The sequence below is a fragment of the Ruegeria sp. F5 genome, assembly GCF_056533845.1.
The window spans coordinates 171,166-187,496 of sequence record NZ_JBQFOU010000004.1 but is presented as its reverse complement, the minus strand read 5'-3'; the positions used below and the strand labels follow the sequence as shown (position 1 = coordinate 187,496).

Below are 16,331 nucleotides of genomic sequence, written 5' to 3'. Positions count from 1 at the left end.
GCTGTCTTGACTGGCCCGGTGTGCCGGGCGGGCGTGTTTGGCTGATGGGTCAAACGTGGAAAGGGCGGGCGAGGGGCCCGCCCTTTCCGGTTTCTGGTGTCATATCCGTCAGGTGACGTGGTTCGACCGGTTGTAGACGTTGAACTTGCCGGTCGGGGCAAACAGACCCTTCACGCGGCCGATCTCTTCCAGCGTCTTGGCGTCGAAGATTACGATCTCACCGTTGGCCTCTTTCGAGGTCGAGCGGTTCCACTTGGAAACCCAGACCTCGGAGCCGTCCTGGTTGAACTCGAAGTGGACGGCGACGTTGCCTTCCTCTTCGGTGATCTGGATCGTTTTCACGATCTCACCGGTTGCCTTGTCGATGACCTGCACCGATTGCTGAATTTCAGGCTCGGGGTGCTTGGTCTGGTCGGCCCAGATGTAGTCCGAGGTCGGGTGTGTCCGGATGAACAGACCGGGACCATCGGTTTCCACCTCATAGCAGACCTTCCACGCGTCATCCGGGCGACCTTCGGGGTCGTTGCCCCAGACGGTGACCGTGCCTTCGCCCAGGTGGGTCGTACCGGCGACGGGACCGCAATTCGGGTCATCCCAGTTCGCGCCCGGGCCGGGGTGCGGCAGCGGTGCGGTGTCGATCATGGCTTCCAGCTTGTGGGTCTGGGTATCGACCACAACCATCTTGTTCGACGCATTCGCGGCGATCTGGAAGAAGCGACCGGACGGATCGAAGAACCCGTCATGCAGGAACTTGGCGCTGTCGATCTTGTCGATGCGCAGGTTCTCGAGGTCGGTATAGTCCACCTGCCAGAGCTGACCGAGTTCCTTGACGGCCACGATCCAGGTCGGTTCGTTCGGGGTGGTGTAGATGGCGGCCACGCGGGCCTCTTCCACGTAATCCCCGTCCACGTTGTAGCCGCGGGTCGAAACGACCTTTTTCGGCTCCATGGTATGGGCATCGACGATGGCGAAATGCGGCGGCCAGTAGGCCCCGCCGATCACGTATTTACCGTCACCCGATACGGCCACGTCGCGGGCGTCATAGCCAATGGTAACTTCCGCGACCAGCATGTTCTCGGGGTTCTGCCACAGGTCGATCTTGGTCATCTTGCCGTCGCGGCCCATGGTGTACCAGAAGCGGCCCGGGTTTTCCGGCTCTTCCAGCTTGTGGTGTTCCGAGGCTTTCAGAACGTGCACCGCATATCCGGTCGGAATATGCGCCAGCACCTCCTTGGTGTCGCCGTCGATCACGGCCACCTTGCCCACGTCCCGTTCGATGACCACAAAGAAGTTTTCCCAGTTGCGGCCATGCAGCGGCTCGGTCGGGTAATCTTCGGGTTCGACATAGACCTTGCGGGTCGCCATCATCTGCTCAAGCGACATTTCCGGCGGCTTGGGCGGCTCCATCTGGATATAGGTCGCCATATCGCGGATTTCGTCCTCGGACATCACGTCCGAGAAGTTGTTCATCCCGCCTTCGGTGCCCCAGGCGATGATCTTTTCAAGCCGCTCCTGACCCAGTTTCAGGGTGCCGGATTCGGTGACGGTGCCATCGGCGTTCTTTGTTTCCACCAATGGCTCGAGGCTTTTGCCCGTCGCCCCTTTGCGCAACACGCCGTGACACCCGGCGCAGCGTTCAAAGTAAAGTTGTTTGGACGATTCAAAGGCTTCCTTGCTCAGGGTTGGCTCTTCGGCAAAGGCTGGCGCGGCAACGCTGCCCAGCAACATCGCCAAACCGACCCCGAAGGCGCGGCCAGTTTTGTTGTAGCTGATTCCAAGTGACATGATCACTCTCCGTTTGCTGGTGAGGCAGGTTCCAGCCTGATACATCGACGCAGGATGGTCCTTGACGAAAGTCAACAGCGCGGCGGTGAGCGTGGCGATTTCCGCAAAAAGATTGCCGTAAAATCTGAGTCTTAGGTTCATATTTCCGCGCCGTTTTGACTTTGGTTAAGCCGCGCGTCCGGACGGCCTGCTAGGGTTGCCAAAACCGTTCAGGAGAGCAGTCATGCCCGCAATCATCACCCGTATATTCGGGGAGGGGTTCCGTGTTTTCTTTTTGTCCGCAGGGCTTTACGGTCTGTTCGTCGGGCTGGTCTGGGGGCTTTGGCTGACGGTGCCCTATATGGCGCCGGATTACGGCATGACCCCACCGATGTGGCACGCGCATGAGATGATTTTCGGCTATGCCACTGCTGCGCTGGGCGGCTTCTTTCTGACAGCCGTGCCCAACTGGACCGGAGCACCCGACGCGCGGGCGCGATTCATCACTCTGGCTGCGGGTCTGTGGCTGGCCGGGCGGATGGCGATGTGGTTTTCGGGGGTGCTGTCGCCGGTGCTTGTGGCAGTGGTCGATCTGGCCTTTGTGCCGATTCTGGCGGCCAAGATCGCAACGCAGCTGGTCCGGCGTCCGAAACCGCAGAACATGATCTTTCTGCTGCTGCTGACCTTCATCTGGCTGGCAGATTTGCTGACCCATCTGGAATGGATCGGCCTTACCGCCGGCACGTTGCAAACCGGGCTGCGCGCGGGGCTGCTGACGCTGTGTTCCATGATCGCGATTCTGGGCGGGCGCATCACCCCGGCTTTCACCCGAAACGCCATGAAACGCGCCGGAGTGCCCGAGGCGGGCTGGCCGATTTCGGTCGCTGGTCTGGACAAGGTGGGGATGGTGCTGGCCCTTGTTTTGCCCCTTAGTGTTCTGGTGCTGGGAGTCGGGCCGGTATCTGGCGCAGTGGCGCTGGTTCTTGGGATTGTGCAGATCCTGCGCATGGCGCGTTGGCGCACGCGCTGGGCCGTGCGCCAGCCGATCCTGCTGGCGCTGCATCTGGGGCTGGCCATGCTGGCGCTGGGGCTGATCCTGTGGGGGCTGGCGGGGCTGGGCATCGGCAATGAGGTCGCCGCTGTCCATATCCTTGGCATCGGCTGCGTGGGTGGCATGACGCTGGCGGTCATGAGCCGCGCCGCTTTGGGCCACAGCGGCCGACCGCTGGTGGCACCGGCGCCAATGGTCGTGGCCTACGGGCTGATGGCGGCGGCTGCTCTGGCGCGCTGGGTCGGCACCGATCTGAACGCAGGCTATCTGGTCGCCATGCTGCTGTCGGATGGTCTGTGGGTCGGGGCGTTTGCGCTGTATCTGATCGCAATGTGGCCCGCGCTGACGGGCCCCCAGGCCGCTCGGGAGGGATGAAGTTCAGTTCCGGTCGAGAGTCTTGACTTTCGTTAAGGCACCCGGACGACCCAACCGCCATTGTCGTCATACTAGCTAATCTGCGCAAAGGAGAGCGCAATGCGAGAAGTCATGACAAAGAGCATGGCTCGTAACATATTCTATGGCGGGTCATTGTTCTTCATACTAATCTTTCTGGCCCTGTCGGCCCATTCCCACCTGTATATCGTGCGATCCGAGAATGCTGCGAAACTGGATGAAAGTGTCATCCGGGGGAAGCACGTCTGGGAAAAGCACGCCTGCATCAACTGTCACACGATTCTGGGCGAGGGGGCCTACTTTGCCCCCGAAGTCGCGAATGTGATGACCCGCTGGGGCGTACTGGACGACCCGGAATCAGCCTTTGAAGCCCTCAAAGGCTGGATGGAGGCGCAGCCCACCGGAATTCCCGGCCGCCGGCAGATGCCACAATTCAACCTTAGCGACGAAGAGCTCCGCGACCTGACCAACTTCCTGATCTGGACGGACAATATCGACGCGCAGGGCTGGCCGCCCAACGAGGCGGGCTGAGAAGGGGACAAGGACAATGAAATACGAATCCCAAAAAATCGCCTATGCCTACTTTGCGGTGGCAATGGCCCTGTTCGCGATACAGGTGATCGGCGGCCTGCTGGCCGGTTTCATCTATGTATTCCCGAACTTCCTGAGTGAGCTTCTGCCGTTCAACATCGTGCGGATGCTGCACACCAACTCACTGATCGTCTGGCTGATCCTGGGCTTCTTCGGGGCCGCCTACTTCTTGATCCCGGAAGAGGCCGAGCGCGAGATCCATTCGACCAAGCTGGCCTATCTGCAGCTGATCATCCTTGTGGTCGGCACGCTGGGCGTTGTGGTCACTTATGTCTTCAACCTGTTCGAAGGCAACTGGCTGCTGGGCAAAGAGGGGCGCGAGTTCCTTGAACAGCCCAAATGGGTCAAGGCGGGTATCGTCGTGGCCGCGCTGATCTTCCTTTACAACGTGTCGATGACCGTTCTGAAGGGCAAGAAAACCGCCATCACCAACATTCTTCTATTGGGTCTGTGGGGTTTGGCGCTGCTGTTCCTGTTTGCCTTCTACAACCCGGGCAACCTGAGCCTCGACAAACAATACTGGTGGTATGTCGTCCACCTGTGGGTCGAAGGTGTGTGGGAGCTGATCATGGCCTCGATCCTGGCCTATCTGATGCTGAAACTGACCGGTGTTGACCGTGAGGTGGTCGAGAAATGGCTTTATGTCATCGTCGCCGCCGCCCTGTTCTCGGGCATCCTTGGCACCGGGCACCACTATTACTGGATCGGTACGCCTGCGTACTGGCAGTGGATCGGGTCGATCTTCTCGAGCCTCGAGGTGATCCCGTTCTTTGCGATGATGGCCTTTGCCTTCGTCATGGTCTGGAAGGGCCGCCGGGACCACCCCAACAAGGCCGCGCTGCTGTGGTCGTTGGGCTGTGCCACATTGGCCTTCTTTGGCGCTGGCGTCTGGGGCTTCCTGCACACGCTGCACGGGGTGAACTACTATACCCACGGCACGCAGATCACAGCCGCACACGGTCACCTGGCCTTCTACGGCGCCTATGTCTGCCTCAACCTGGCGATCTTCAGCTACGCGATGCCGATCCTCAAGAACCGTGATCCGTACAATCAGGTGCTGAACATGGGTTCGTTCTGGCTGATGACCAGCGGCATGGTCTTCATGACTTTCGTCCTGACCTTCGGCGGCACCGTGCAGACACATATGCAACGTGTGGTCGGAGACTACTTCATGGACGTACAGGACCAGATCGCGATCTTCTACTGGATGCGTCTTGGCTCTGGTGTGGTCGTGGTCCTTGGCGCGCTTCTGTTCATCTACTCGATCTGGGTTCCCCGGAAAGAGGTCATTGAACCCGGCGCAGCCGAAACCCCTGCGGAGTGATGGATATGGACGGCTCCATGCAACTGAACGAGGGGGCGGCAAACGCCCCCTTCTATCTGCCCCAGGGCGATGAATGCGATGTGTTCACCGCCGCCTATAACAACGACCTGCCTGTTCTTCTGAAAGGCCCGACAGGCTGCGGCAAGACCCGGTTCGTGGCCCATATGGCCACCCGCCTTAGCCGCCCTCTGTACACCGTGGCCTGCCACGATGATCTGGCCGCCGCCGATCTGATCGGGCGCTACCTGCTGAAAGGCGGCGAGACGGTTTGGGTCGATGGCCCTCTGACCCGCGCGGTGCGCGAAGGCGCGATTTGCTATCTGGATGAGGTGGTCGAGGCCCGCAAGGACGTCACCGTCGTGCTGCACCCGCTGACCGACGACCGGCGCATCCTGCCGATCGACCGCACCGGAGAAGAGCTTGAGGCCGCGCCCGGCTTCATGCTGGTCGCATCCTATAACCCCGGATACCAGAATATCCTGAAAACCCTGAAACCCTCGACCCGCCAGCGGTTCATCTCGCTCGAGTTCGACTTCCCGTCGCCTGACATGGAGGCACAGGTCGTCGCACAGGAATGCGGGCTGGCGCTGGAGCGCTGCAAGCCGCTGATCCGGCTGGCGAACAAGCTGCGCGGGCTCAAGGGTCAGGATCTTGAGGAGGGCGTCTCCACCCGACTGGTCGTCTATGCCGCGACGCTGATTGCACAGGGCATGTCCACCGACCGCGCCATCCTTGCCGCAATGATCGAACCTCTGACCGATGACGAGGATATCAAACGCGGGCTCCTCGATCTTGTCACGGCTGTCTTTGGGTGAGGCCGGCCGATGGTCAAGATCGATTTTGAGCCATGGGAACCCGAAGAAACGATCGGGAAACTGTGGCACACCCTTGCCAGCCGCCTTGATGCACCTTTGGTGCATGATGGAGCCGCGGTCGACCTGTCACAGGTCGCAGGGCGGCTGGCTGTCCTCTTTCGGGGGCTTGGGGGTAGCCCGGGCGTTGAATTGCGCCCGGTCTCACCCGAGATTTCACGCCACCGTCTAAGCTGGCGCCGCAAACTGGCGACCGAGGCGGAACTGATGCCGCGCGCGTCGTTCGATGGCGAAGTGTTGCGCCTTCCCGACCGGCTGGCTGTTTTCCCTGCGCGCGAAGCCAACGGCGCGCTGTATGTCTGGCTGGCCGCCGCTGCCGCCCATGCCGGAACCCGGATTGACGAAGGTGATCCGTTGCGCGCCGACCTGCGAGCCCTGATCGCCGCGCGGAACATGGTCAACGCGACGCTGGACGATGCCCCGGGCCTGCGCCCCCTTTATTCTGAACTGTGCAAGGGCGTTCTGCACCTTCGCGATGTTCCCGGCCTGCCGCCGGTCGAGGCTGCGGTTGAGGAACTGGTCCGTCACATGCTGGGTGATCCTCAGCCGCTGTCGGAACGGGCCGAACAGATGCTGGCGCTGCCCGACGACCTGACCGCCCCGCGTCGCTATCAGCCGATGCGCCCGGTGCCCCTGTGGCCGGACCTGCGCGCCGTGGGCTTTTCCGAACATAACGAGGTCGAAAACCCCGACACCGAAGGCCCGCCCGAGGAATCGGGCGAAAAAACCCACCGCGCCCGCCGCCGCAAATCGGATCAGGCCTCGCGCAGTGACAGCTTCATCCTGCACAAGTTCGAAGCCATCCTCAGCTGGGCCGAGTTCCTGAACATCAACCGGCGCATCGACGATGACGACCCCGACAACGCCAAGAAAGCCGCCGACGACCAAGAGGAGATCGGTCTGGGCCAGATCTCCAAGGCCCCACCGACCAAGCTGAAACTGCATCTGGACCTGGCTCCGGAAGATGTGAACCGCGAACGTCTTTCGGGCCGCATCCTTTATCCCGAATGGGACGTGCGGACGGGGCAATACCTGCCCGATCACGTCAACGTCCTGCTGTCGGATGCCGACATCCGAGAAGATGCCGCCGAGTTTGGCAAGGACCTCGCCACCGCCCGCCGCATCCGCGCCGTCAAACGCCAGTTCGAAGCCCTGCGCCCGGGTCGCGTCATGACCCGAGGCCATCTGGATGGCGACCAGCTGGATATCGAAGCTGCCGTGCGCGCCGAAACCGACCGCCACGCCAGCGGCGAAGGCAATGAACGTGTCTGGATGCAATCCCGCCCCGAAGCGCGCGATCTGGCTGTCTCGATCCTGCTGGATGTCAGCCGATCCACCGAAAGCGCCGTGACAGGCCGCGCCGTGATCGATATCGAACGCGAGGCGCTGGCCGCGCTCGCGTGGGGCCTGAACGCCTGTGGCGACGATTTCGCCATCCACGCCTTCAGTTCCCTGAAACGTCAACGCGTCTATGTGCAGCGCTGCAAGCAGTTTGACGAACCGATGGGCGCTAAAGTTGAACAACGCATCGCCTCCCTGCGCCCCGGTCACTACACCCGGCTCGGCGCTGCGATCCGCCATTGCTCAGCCGATCTGGCAGACCAATCCCGCAAACGCCGCCTGCTGCTGGTGATCACCGATGGCAAGCCCAACGATCTGGACCATTACGAAGGTCGCCACGGCATCGAAGACACGCGGCAAGCCGTCCGCGAAGCCCGCCGCGCCGGGCAGTCGGTGTTCGGCGTCACCATCGACAAAACCGGCAAAAGCTGGTTCCCGCGCATGTTCGGGCAGGGCGGTTTCGCCGTCATCCCCGACCCGAACCGCCTGACCATGGCGCTGCCGCAGATCTACCGCCAACTGGTCGGCGCATGAGCGACACCTCCCTCATCGACGAGCTTCCGGGCGAGTTGCTGATGTGGGTGCTGATCATCTCGGAACTGCTGGTCTTCGGCGCGGGCATGATCGCTTTCATGGGCGTGCGCCTGACCGACCCCGCAGGCTTTGCCGAGGCGCAATCGCACCTCTACCGCACCGGGGCCGCGTTCAATACGGCGGTGTTGGTCACGTCAGGCTACCTCGCTGCCCAGGCCCTGCACTGGCGGCAGACCGCCCGACGCGCCGCCGCCCGTTTGGCGCTGATCGTCGCTGCCGCGCTGGGTGTCGTGTTCCTGATCATCAAAGGCGCGGAATACGCCGATAAAGCCGCGCAGGGCATCACCTACGAAACCCATTCGTTCTTCCTGTTCTACTACCTGCTCACGGGCTTCCACGCCGCGCATGTGCTGGCCGGGGTCGGCATCCTGCTGCTGGTCGCCTGGCGCGACGAACCCCGCAACATCGAGGCGGGCGCGCAGTTCTGGCACATGGTCGATCTGGTCTGGATCATGCTCTTCCCCGTGATCTACCTGCTGGGATGAAAGCGATGCCGGCATCTTCATCTTTTCCCAAATACTCCCGCCGGAGGCTCCCGAACCAACTTACACGCGCCTGGCTCGGCCTTCTTGCGCTCAGCCTCGCATCAGCGCTGCTGACCCTTCTGCCCATCCCACCGGCGGTCCTTGGCGGCGGTATCCTTGCCCTTGCACTGGCCAAATCCCGCATCATCCTTGCGCGCTACCTCGATCTTGCGACAAGCGCTGCCTGGCTGCGTGGCTTCACGATGGTGCTGACCGGCTTCGCGCTAATCATCTTCACGCTCTACCTGATCTGACCAAAGAAAAACGCCGCCTCTTCGCGGGGCGGCGCTTAAGCAGGCGAGGGGCGCTTTGGCGTTATTGGGCCGCCATCGGCATCCGCGCGATCTGACAGCGTTGCCACAACGCCGACAGCGCGCCGACGAGATGGTCGATATCCTCGTCCGTATGCACCGGCGAGGGCGTGATCCGCAGCCGCTCGGTCCCTTTCGGAACGGTGGGGTAGTTGATCGGCTGGATATAGATGCCGAATTCCTCAAGCAGCGTGTCCGAGATGAACTTGCATTTCACCGGATCGCCCACCATCACCGGGATGATGTGGCTGGGGTTGGGCAGATGCGGAATGCCCTCGGCGTCAAGCCGCGCGCGGACCTGCGCCACACGGGCCTGTTGCTGGTCACGCTCGGTATTCGATTGCTTCAGATGCCGGATCGAAGCGGCAGCCCCGGCGGCAATCGACGGGGGCAGGGCGGTGGTAAAGATGAACCCGCTGGCAAAGCTGCGCACGAAATCGCAGAGCGCGGCAGAGGCGGCGATATAGCCGCCGACCACGCCAAATGCCTTGCCCAAAGTGCCTTCGATCACCGTCAGCCGATCCATCAGGCCTTCGCGTTCGGCAATACCGCCGCCGCGCGGGCCATACAGACCGACGGCGTGCACCTCGTCCAGATAGGTCATCGCGCCGTATTTGTCGGCCAGATCGCAAATCTCTTGGATCGGGGCGATGTCACCGTCCATGGAATAGACCGATTCAAAGGCGACCATCTTGGGTGCATCCGGGTCGGCGGCGGCCAGTTTCGCCTCAAGATCCTCAAGGTCGTTATGCTTCCAGATCACCTTTTGCGCGCGCGAATGGCGGATGCCTTCGATCATCGAGGCATGGTTCAGCGCATCAGAAAAAACAATCAAACCGGGGATTTTCGCGGCCAGCGTTCCCAGCGCGGCCCAGTTCGACACGTAACCGGATGTGAACAGCAACGCGGCTTCCTTCCCATGCAGATCGGCTAGTTCGCCCTCAAGCAAGACGTGGTCGTGGGTTGTGCCCGAGATGTTCCGCGTGCCCCCGGCACCCGCACCGCAGCGGTCCAGAGCATCATGCATCGCGGAAATCACAGCCGGGTGCTGACCCATGCCAAGATAGTCGTTCGAACACCAGATCCGCACGTCGCGTTGGGTTGCGCCATCGGTCTGGCGCGCGTTCGGGAAGGCGCCGCAGCGCCGTTGCAGGTCGATGAAGACGCGGTAGTTCCCTTCTTCCCTCAGGGCGTCCAGGCTCTGGGTGAAAAATCGCTCATAGTCCATAACTGGCTCCCCGGCTTGCTGGTGTTGAGCGCAGAATATGCCCGGCTTGCCTCGGGCGACATGACAATAGTCAAGTTGTCCAGCCGAATTGGGCTGGTGGTCGAGAACCGATTTGGCTTAGGCTACTGGCGAAGGATGGGCTGGCCGGACCATCGGCCAGGGAAGAGGGGACCCTTCGTGGCGCATGAAACACAAAAAGCTGTTGCGCGGCAATCGCTTCTGCTCAAGAGCTTGCCGGATCAGTATCTGGACCATTTGCTGAGCCGCGCGATCTGGCGGTCTTATGACCGGGGGGAAACGATTTTCCTGCAGGAAGAAGAGGCCAGGGCCGTGCACGTGGTTCTGTCGGGCTGGGTGAAACTTTTTCGCGTGTCGCCCACGGGGGCCGAGGCCGTCGTCAGCGTCTTCACCCGTGGTGAAAGCTTTGGCGAAGCGGTCGCTTTGCGCAATGTGCCTTACCCGGTTTCGGCCGAGGCCGTGTCTGCCTGCGAGATCATGCATATCCCCAGCCCGGTGCTGTTGTCGTTGATGAAGGAAGACCCAGAGATCGGCATATCCATCTTGGCCTCGACCTTCACGCATCTTCATTCGTTGGTGGCGCAACTGGAACAGCTCAAGGCTCAGACCGGGGCGCAGCGGGTGGCCGAGTTCCTTCTGAACCTGTGCGAGATCGAAGATGGCGGCTGCGACGTGGAATTGCCCTATGACAAGATGCTGATCGCGGGCCGTCTGGGAATGAAGCCCGAAAGCCTGAGCCGCGCCTTTTCGCGGCTGAAATCTGTTGGCGTGAAGATCAACCGCAATCATGCGGTGATTTCAGATGTCATCGAACTGCGCAACTACGCCGAAAACGAAGCCTCATAGCCGGATTGGCAGGGGCGGTTCCTGCCCAATCCGCCGTTGTGCCGTCACGTGTGCAACAGCAGTTCGTAGACCCCACCCAGCGACACCGATTGCGAGGCCGGAGCACCGGCGACAGAAAACGTCATCGTGGTGCCGGAGGCCGAGATGCTCTGGATCGACAGCCCCGAATTTGCGCCATCCCACCAGCGGGCGTTGGGGGTGGTCGTGTCCGAGAAATCCGTGGCAACGGGAGCTGCATAAAGGTCGTCGGCATCCCCGGAATTGACGTTGTTTTCCAGATCGAACCGCCCGTCGGCTTGTTCCAGCGACAGTTCGTAGTGCATCGAAGGCGTCATCTGCTCGTCATTGTTCGAGCCGCCTTCATCCACATGCCAGATGGCCAGACCCGCATCCGGAACCGCAGCGTCGCGCCCTGTCTGCTGGCGGTTTTCAATGATGAAATACTCCGCATTGTTGCGCGGGAAGATGTAAAAGTCATTCTGCCCTGCGGTCACGGACGCGGTCATGCCGGGCGTCAGGGTCGTGATGCTCGAGGTCCATCCGGCAGCGTGTTTCAGATAGGCATCGATCTGCACCGGATTGGTCGGGTTGCCGCTGGAGGACATCAGCGAATAGCGCCCGGTCCCCCGGGATTCCCCGCCATAGTCGTAAAGATCCGGGAAATCGCAGATCATGTGGCCATTCTCGTGGCAGAACGTGCCCAGCGTCAGCGAACTTCCCATATTGGTGAACTGATAGTCGTAAAACCGCCGTCCGCTGGGAAGATTATAAGGCGCGGCTAGCGACCAGGAATGCGGCCAGAGCCCCTCGGACCAGTTGTTCACCCTCGGCCCAACATAGAAGACGTTCAGCGCGTAGATATAATTGCCGCCATCGGCGCTGAGCGGGCTGAAATCGAAGCCGGACGCGACCAGATCATCCAGCGCCTCGGTGATCAACTCGCGCGCGCGGGTGCCGAAAGCGATGGCAGGATCGGTGTAGTAGGACCGGTTGTTGGCCGCCGTGTAATAATGCGTGACGATGTTGGTATAGGTCAGCCTGCCGTCCGAGACGTCAAAGAAATAGTCCCGCACCGAGCCGTTATTGCCAAACCCGGAATAGCCGATCTGGTTGCAGTAATTTTCAACCTCGGTGGGCTGGATGGTTGCGGCCACGTCCGGGAACTCGATCAGAACACATAAGCCGACATAGGTGCCAACAGTCGCCCCCGGAGGCGGAGCCGCGCTGATCCCCATGGATTCGGGCGAGATCGAGCGCAACGCCATGTGCCGCGCAGCCCCGCGTTCCTCCCACCGTCTGCGACCGCTGAGCATGCGGGCATGCGCCGCTTCGGCCTTGGCGGCCTGCGGGCTGGCATGAAGATGTTCGGGCAGGTCCGAGGCTTTGGGATCATCGCGCCCGGGCACAAGCGGCGAAGCCTGCAGGCGCTGCCCGTCGGACGAGGGTTCTGCAAACCGCCACTCGCCGCTGGCGTAATCTTTCACGACGGTATAGCCGTCTTCTGTCTCGAAATGGGCAAAAAACTGATTTCCGCTGCCCCGGACTTTGAACGTGGTTCCGTCCGGGTTTTCGAAGGTAAATTCCTGATCATCAAATGGCATCGGCATGGGGGTCTCTCCCGGAATTGCGAATGGCGCGGGTCAGGGACAACGATTAAGACCGCCGGTCGTCTGACCGCGCTTAGCGTCACTTGCGTGGTTTTTTCGGTGCCGCTCGGCGTCTTGGTGCCTTTGGTTTCGCCTTGGCTTTGGGGTCTTCAGAAACGTCAGACGCGGGAACATTCAGGGGCTCAAGCGTTGGGGCCTCGTTCCGGGGCGCTTCTGCGCCTCCGGTGTCCCAGGGCGGCGGATTTTCGATTGACGATCCCGGCGCAGTGCCGGGCGCTGCGCCAACGCTGCCCGGTAAGGTTTCAGGGCTCGGGTTCAGGTGATCGTCAAGCGCGCTGTCACCATCAAGCGGCGGGTTGGCGATTGTGTCGGGCCGCGACGACGGCCCCTGGGCGGGCGCCGATTGGTCCGGCGGCGGGTTGGTAATCTCTGACATCGGCTCCTCCTTGCAGCATACAGGTGGCTCGTTCCAAGCCGGCGAGGCTGTCAATTGATGATGTAGAGCCTGTTGATGGTGCTGTAGCCCGAGGTTGAGGTCAGATATGTATTCACCCGCTTCGACAGGCTGACCGCGGTAAGCGCGGTGGCCAGCATTTCGCGCTCCATCGCGGGAACGGCGATGAACCAGTTGTGGAAACTGTTATCGGTCGCCCGCAATGCGATATAGATCGTTCCGTTCTCGGCGGGACCGGCCTGTGTCACGTTACATGTTTTCCAGGGCATAGCGTTCACTCCCATTCTGGGTCAAAAATCCAATAAAATAAGACAAACCCGCCTGCGGAATGCGGGCGTTTTATGAAACGTGGAATTTGCTGATTGCAGTTGGAAATATACCTCGATTCGCCGTTTTTCACAACTTGAGGGACTTTTGACAAGCGAACCGACACGTTGGGAACTTGCCCCGCACCGCACCTGTTTCAGCATGGTTCGCAGGGAATATGGGCCGTGTCAGAATGGCTTAGCGTTGGTCGGGCAGGGCTGTTTCGCCACCCGTTGCGATAAGCGGACTTTGACCCATGAATCACGTCGTGAAGTGCCCCGGCGCCCCAAAGACCGGCTTAAGATCTGCTCTGGCTGGGCACATCACCCGGCAAAGATGCCGGTTTGTGAACCGCCACGCCAATCATGACCAGCAGGACGCCGGTAATATCTGCGAGGCTGGGGATCTGCCGCAGAACAATCACGCCGATGATCGTCGCGGTCGCGGGTAGCAGCGCCAGCAGAAAGGCGAAACTGGCACGGGGCAATCGCGACATGGCGAGCTGGTCGCAGACATATGGGATAACCGATGAACAGATGCCAACGCCAATCCCCGCAAGAACAAGCAACGGTGCCCCGAAAACGGCCAGCGCCTGCATCAGGCCGATGGGCATGACAAAGAGGAACGCGGCAGCCATTGCAGCACCGAGCCGCTCGACCCCACCGGATGCGCCACCTTCGGAAACCCTGTGTCCGAGGATGATGTAAAGGACGAACAGCCCGCCATTCAGCGCCGCCCAGAACAGGCCGAGCAGGTCTGACGCAAGCGCCTGCCCATCGGCGGCCAGAAGCGATGGCACATCGATCAGCAAGGCAACGCCAGCGATAGCAACGGCCAAAGCCAGATAGTTTCTGCCGGTGCGCAGACCCCATAGGGCAATGCCGATGGTTCCGACGAACTCGATGGCGGCCACCAGCGCAATCGGCAGCCGGTTCAGGGCCAGATAAAACGAACAGTTCATCAAGGCGAGGCAGGCCCCAAGGGCCAGCAACAGAACGCGCTCGCGATTGCTGGACGTTCGGATAACCCTCCACGGTTTGGTGATGGGGGCAAAAACCAGTGCGGCCGACGCGATGCGGAACCAGGCTGTGCCAAGGACGCCGACAACCGGGAACAGAAGTATCGCAAAGGCGGGACCCAGATAGTGAAACACCGCCGAGACGCCGAACCATGTGTGGTGCGGCACCGCGCCCGCCATGCGTGACAGGGTGCCGGTTGGAGGTTTGATTATAGAACGCGCGGGTGATTGATTTACCATTTGGTTATGATGCAAGGTAACGCGATCAAACTATATGGTTTATCAGCATGCGGAATCCGAAAGTGACGACATATCCGAAGGAAGAAACCGACTTTGGCATTCGATCCGAAGTTTCGGGTTTGGACAGTATTGATGCAAAGATTCTGCGCGAGCTTTGCACCGATGCCCGCATTCCCCGGGCCGAGTTGTCGCGCCGCGTCGGCCTGTCCGCGCCCAGCGTTGCCGAGCGTGTCAGACGCCTTGAGGATGCAGGGATCATCACCGGCTATGGCGCGCGGATCGATCCGTCGCGCCTTGGTTATGGCCTCACGATCCTGATCCGCGCGCGGCCATTGCCGGGTGAGGTGAAAAACATGATCGAGGCAATCCGCGAGACTCCGCAGATCGTGTCCTGCGACAGGGTTTCCGGTGAAGACTGCTTTGTCGCCCGCGCACATGTCCGCGACGTGGCAGAGATGGAAGCGGTGATAGACCGGATCGTACCCTTCGGCGCGACCAACAGTGCAATCGTGCAGTCCTCACCGGTGGAAGAGCGTTTAGTGAAACTTTAAAAGATCCGTGTATCTGTTTAATATAATTTGAGAAAGGCAGAATGGTTCCAAGCGGACCGGTCGGCTACAAGGCAATGAAGCCGCCGCAGGTCATGCTTGAACTAGGGGCTGCGATCAGAAACGCTCAATACGCGATGGACCTGCACCGGGCTGGCGATCCCTTTCAACTCCACACTGCCCAGCTCATCGGTTTGGGCGATGCCTTCTATGTCCATCAGCGCCCTTTGGTTGATCAGGATCTGCCCATCTTGTGAGACATCGCAAAGTCTGGATGCAGTGTTCACGACGCCACCAATCGCGGTGTAATCCGCGCGGCCATGGAAGCCGATCAGCCCGAGGGTGGCGTATCCGCTGCTGATCCCGATGCCCAGCCCCATCGTGTGGCCAAGCTTTTGCCAGGGTGCGCGGATGCCTTCGAAAGCCTCCCCAATGGCCATCCCCAACCGCACCGCTTCCAAGACCGGCTGGTCGCAGGGAACCGGGTCGTTGAAGAACACCATCAGCCCGTCCCCGGCGCGGTAGCCAATCGTGCCCTTGTGCCGGGCGACAAGGCTGCCGACCTCATCGTGGAAGCGCTGCAACAGCGTGATGACGTCTTCTGGTTCAATAACCTCGGACACGGCGGTAAAGTTCCGTATGTCGCAGAACAGGCAGGCGATGTAGCGGCGATGGGTCTTGAGCAGCTCGTCGCTGTCTTTCTCGACCACCAGCTCCGCGACCTGAGGGGCAAGGAACTGCTTTAAGCGGCCAAGCCTGTCGATTTCCGTTTCCTGCCGTTTCACCTTTTCGGTCAGCTTTTCGTTCAGCGCTTCGATCTGGTGCGTTTGGGTGCGGACAGTGTGGTTCAGGGTATCCAGAATGAAGTTCTGGTTGAGCAGGGCGGCGATCACCAGAAGCACATAGGCCAGCGCCTCGACCCGCTCATCATAGCCAAAATACAGCGTCACGATCAGGATCAGCGCTGCAAGACCGCCGAGGACAAGCGGAAGCTCTTTCGAGTGGCGCTTTCTGTCCCGCCAAAGGAAGGCCACCGCCAGCAGCGCCAGCGCCCACATCAGTACAGCCTGCGCGTGCGGGTTTTTCGAAAACGCCTGAAAGCCGAAGAGATAGGTTGCCAGTATCCCGGAATAGCACGTCGCCAATGAGGCCAGCGCGGCTATCACGGCCCCGATGCCGATGGGCATCGATATCCTGAACTCTTCGGTCGCCGCCCTAAACCCCTCGGCCACCGCATGGGGCGGAGGGGTTGAAGCCGTGCGATTTGTGTTCTCTGGATCTGGCATTGGTCCGGTCAGCTA

At 61.0% G+C, this 16,331-nt stretch carries 16 protein-coding genes; 9 read left to right on the top strand and 7 right to left on the bottom strand.

Annotated elements, in window-relative coordinates; genetic code table 11:
• Window positions 1-108: 108 nt before the first annotated feature.
• A complete protein-coding gene (locus ACR0K1_RS08050; protein WP_480609806.1) occupies window positions 109-1,785 on the bottom strand; it encodes a cytochrome D1 domain-containing protein in 1,677 nt (558 codons plus the stop codon).
• Between the two features lie 223 nt (window positions 1,786-2,008).
• Here ACR0K1_RS08050 and ACR0K1_RS08045 point away from each other — a divergent pair, with 223 nt between their 5' ends.
• The 7 genes from ACR0K1_RS08045 to ACR0K1_RS08015 all read left to right on the top strand — a co-directional run bounded on the left by ACR0K1_RS08045 (window position 2,009) and on the right by ACR0K1_RS08015 (window position 8,708).
• On the top strand, window positions 2,009-3,190 hold the full coding sequence (locus ACR0K1_RS08045; protein WP_480849780.1) for an NnrS family protein: 1,182 nt from the start codon (window positions 2,009-2,011) through the stop codon (window positions 3,188-3,190).
• A gap of 99 nt (window positions 3,191-3,289) precedes the next feature.
• Complete coding sequence (locus ACR0K1_RS08040; protein WP_480609812.1) at window positions 3,290-3,739, top strand: c-type cytochrome; 450 nt, start codon at window positions 3,290-3,292, stop codon at window positions 3,737-3,739.
• A gap of 16 nt (window positions 3,740-3,755) precedes the next feature.
• A complete protein-coding gene (locus ACR0K1_RS08035; protein WP_480609815.1) occupies window positions 3,756-5,123 on the top strand; it encodes a cbb3-type cytochrome c oxidase subunit I in 1,368 nt (455 codons plus the stop codon).
• Window positions 5,123-5,938: an AAA family ATPase gene (locus ACR0K1_RS08030; protein WP_480849778.1), complete on the top strand. Its 816-nt coding sequence runs from the start codon at window positions 5,123-5,125 to the stop codon at window positions 5,936-5,938. The genes ACR0K1_RS08035 and ACR0K1_RS08030 overlap by 1 nt, the downstream gene beginning before the upstream one ends.
• Window positions 5,939-5,947: 9 nt before the next feature.
• Window positions 5,948-7,870, top strand: coding sequence for a nitric oxide reductase activation protein NorD (locus ACR0K1_RS08025; protein ID WP_480849776.1), 1,923 nt, complete (start codon window positions 5,948-5,950; stop codon window positions 7,868-7,870).
• Window positions 7,867-8,415, top strand: a complete 549-nt coding sequence (locus tag ACR0K1_RS08020) for a cytochrome c oxidase subunit 3 (protein ID WP_480849774.1) — start codon at window positions 7,867-7,869, stop codon at window positions 8,413-8,415. The genes ACR0K1_RS08025 and ACR0K1_RS08020 overlap by 4 nt, the downstream gene beginning before the upstream one ends.
• Window positions 8,412-8,708 (top strand): nitric oxide reductase F protein, encoded by a 297-nt coding sequence (locus tag ACR0K1_RS08015; protein ID WP_480849772.1) that lies wholly within the window; start codon window positions 8,412-8,414, stop codon window positions 8,706-8,708. The genes ACR0K1_RS08020 and ACR0K1_RS08015 overlap by 4 nt, the downstream gene beginning before the upstream one ends.
• A gap of 61 nt (window positions 8,709-8,769) precedes the next feature.
• Here the strand turns inward: ACR0K1_RS08015 and hemA are convergent, their stop codons facing one another.
• Complete coding sequence (gene hemA / locus ACR0K1_RS08010) at window positions 8,770-9,993, bottom strand: 5-aminolevulinate synthase (RefSeq protein ID WP_480849769.1); 1,224 nt, start codon at window positions 9,991-9,993, stop codon at window positions 8,770-8,772.
• 177 nt (window positions 9,994-10,170) lie between these two features.
• Between hemA and ACR0K1_RS08005 the strand changes: the two genes are divergently transcribed.
• The gene (locus ACR0K1_RS08005) at window positions 10,171-10,857 is read left to right on the top strand and encodes a Crp/Fnr family transcriptional regulator (protein WP_480609833.1); all 687 of its coding nucleotides are present in this window, start codon (window positions 10,171-10,173) and stop codon (window positions 10,855-10,857) included.
• A 44-nt stretch (window positions 10,858-10,901) separates the two neighbouring features.
• Here ACR0K1_RS08005 and ACR0K1_RS08000 read toward each other — a convergent pair whose 3' ends face one another.
• The 4 genes from ACR0K1_RS08000 to ACR0K1_RS07985 all read right to left on the bottom strand — a co-directional run bounded on the left by ACR0K1_RS08000 (window position 10,902) and on the right by ACR0K1_RS07985 (window position 14,482).
• Complete coding sequence (locus tag ACR0K1_RS08000; RefSeq protein WP_480849767.1) at window positions 10,902-12,464, bottom strand: M6 family metalloprotease domain-containing protein; 1,563 nt, start codon at window positions 12,462-12,464, stop codon at window positions 10,902-10,904.
• A gap of 79 nt (window positions 12,465-12,543) precedes the next feature.
• Window positions 12,544-12,900, bottom strand: a complete 357-nt coding sequence (locus ACR0K1_RS07995; protein ID WP_480849765.1) for a hypothetical protein — start codon at window positions 12,898-12,900, stop codon at window positions 12,544-12,546.
• A gap of 50 nt (window positions 12,901-12,950) precedes the next feature.
• Entirely contained in the window at window positions 12,951-13,187 is a 237-nt protein-coding gene (locus tag ACR0K1_RS07990) for a hypothetical protein (RefSeq protein ID WP_480609841.1), read from the bottom strand.
• Window positions 13,188-13,522: 335 nt separating this feature from the next.
• Window positions 13,523-14,482 carry an EamA family transporter gene (locus tag ACR0K1_RS07985; RefSeq protein WP_480849763.1) on the bottom strand — a complete coding sequence of 320 codons (960 nt, stop codon included), beginning with the start codon at window positions 14,480-14,482 and terminating at the stop codon, window positions 13,523-13,525.
• Between the two features lie 62 nt (window positions 14,483-14,544).
• Between ACR0K1_RS07985 and ACR0K1_RS07980 the strand changes: the two genes are divergently transcribed.
• Complete coding sequence (locus tag ACR0K1_RS07980) at window positions 14,545-15,033, top strand: Lrp/AsnC family transcriptional regulator (protein WP_480849761.1); 489 nt, start codon at window positions 14,545-14,547, stop codon at window positions 15,031-15,033.
• Between the two features lie 101 nt (window positions 15,034-15,134).
• Here the strand turns inward: ACR0K1_RS07980 and ACR0K1_RS07975 are convergent, their stop codons facing one another.
• Window positions 15,135-16,316 carry an adenylate/guanylate cyclase domain-containing protein gene (locus tag ACR0K1_RS07975; RefSeq protein WP_480849759.1) on the bottom strand — a complete coding sequence of 394 codons (1,182 nt, stop codon included), beginning with the start codon at window positions 16,314-16,316 and terminating at the stop codon, window positions 15,135-15,137.
• Window positions 16,317-16,331: the final 15 nt, after the last annotated feature.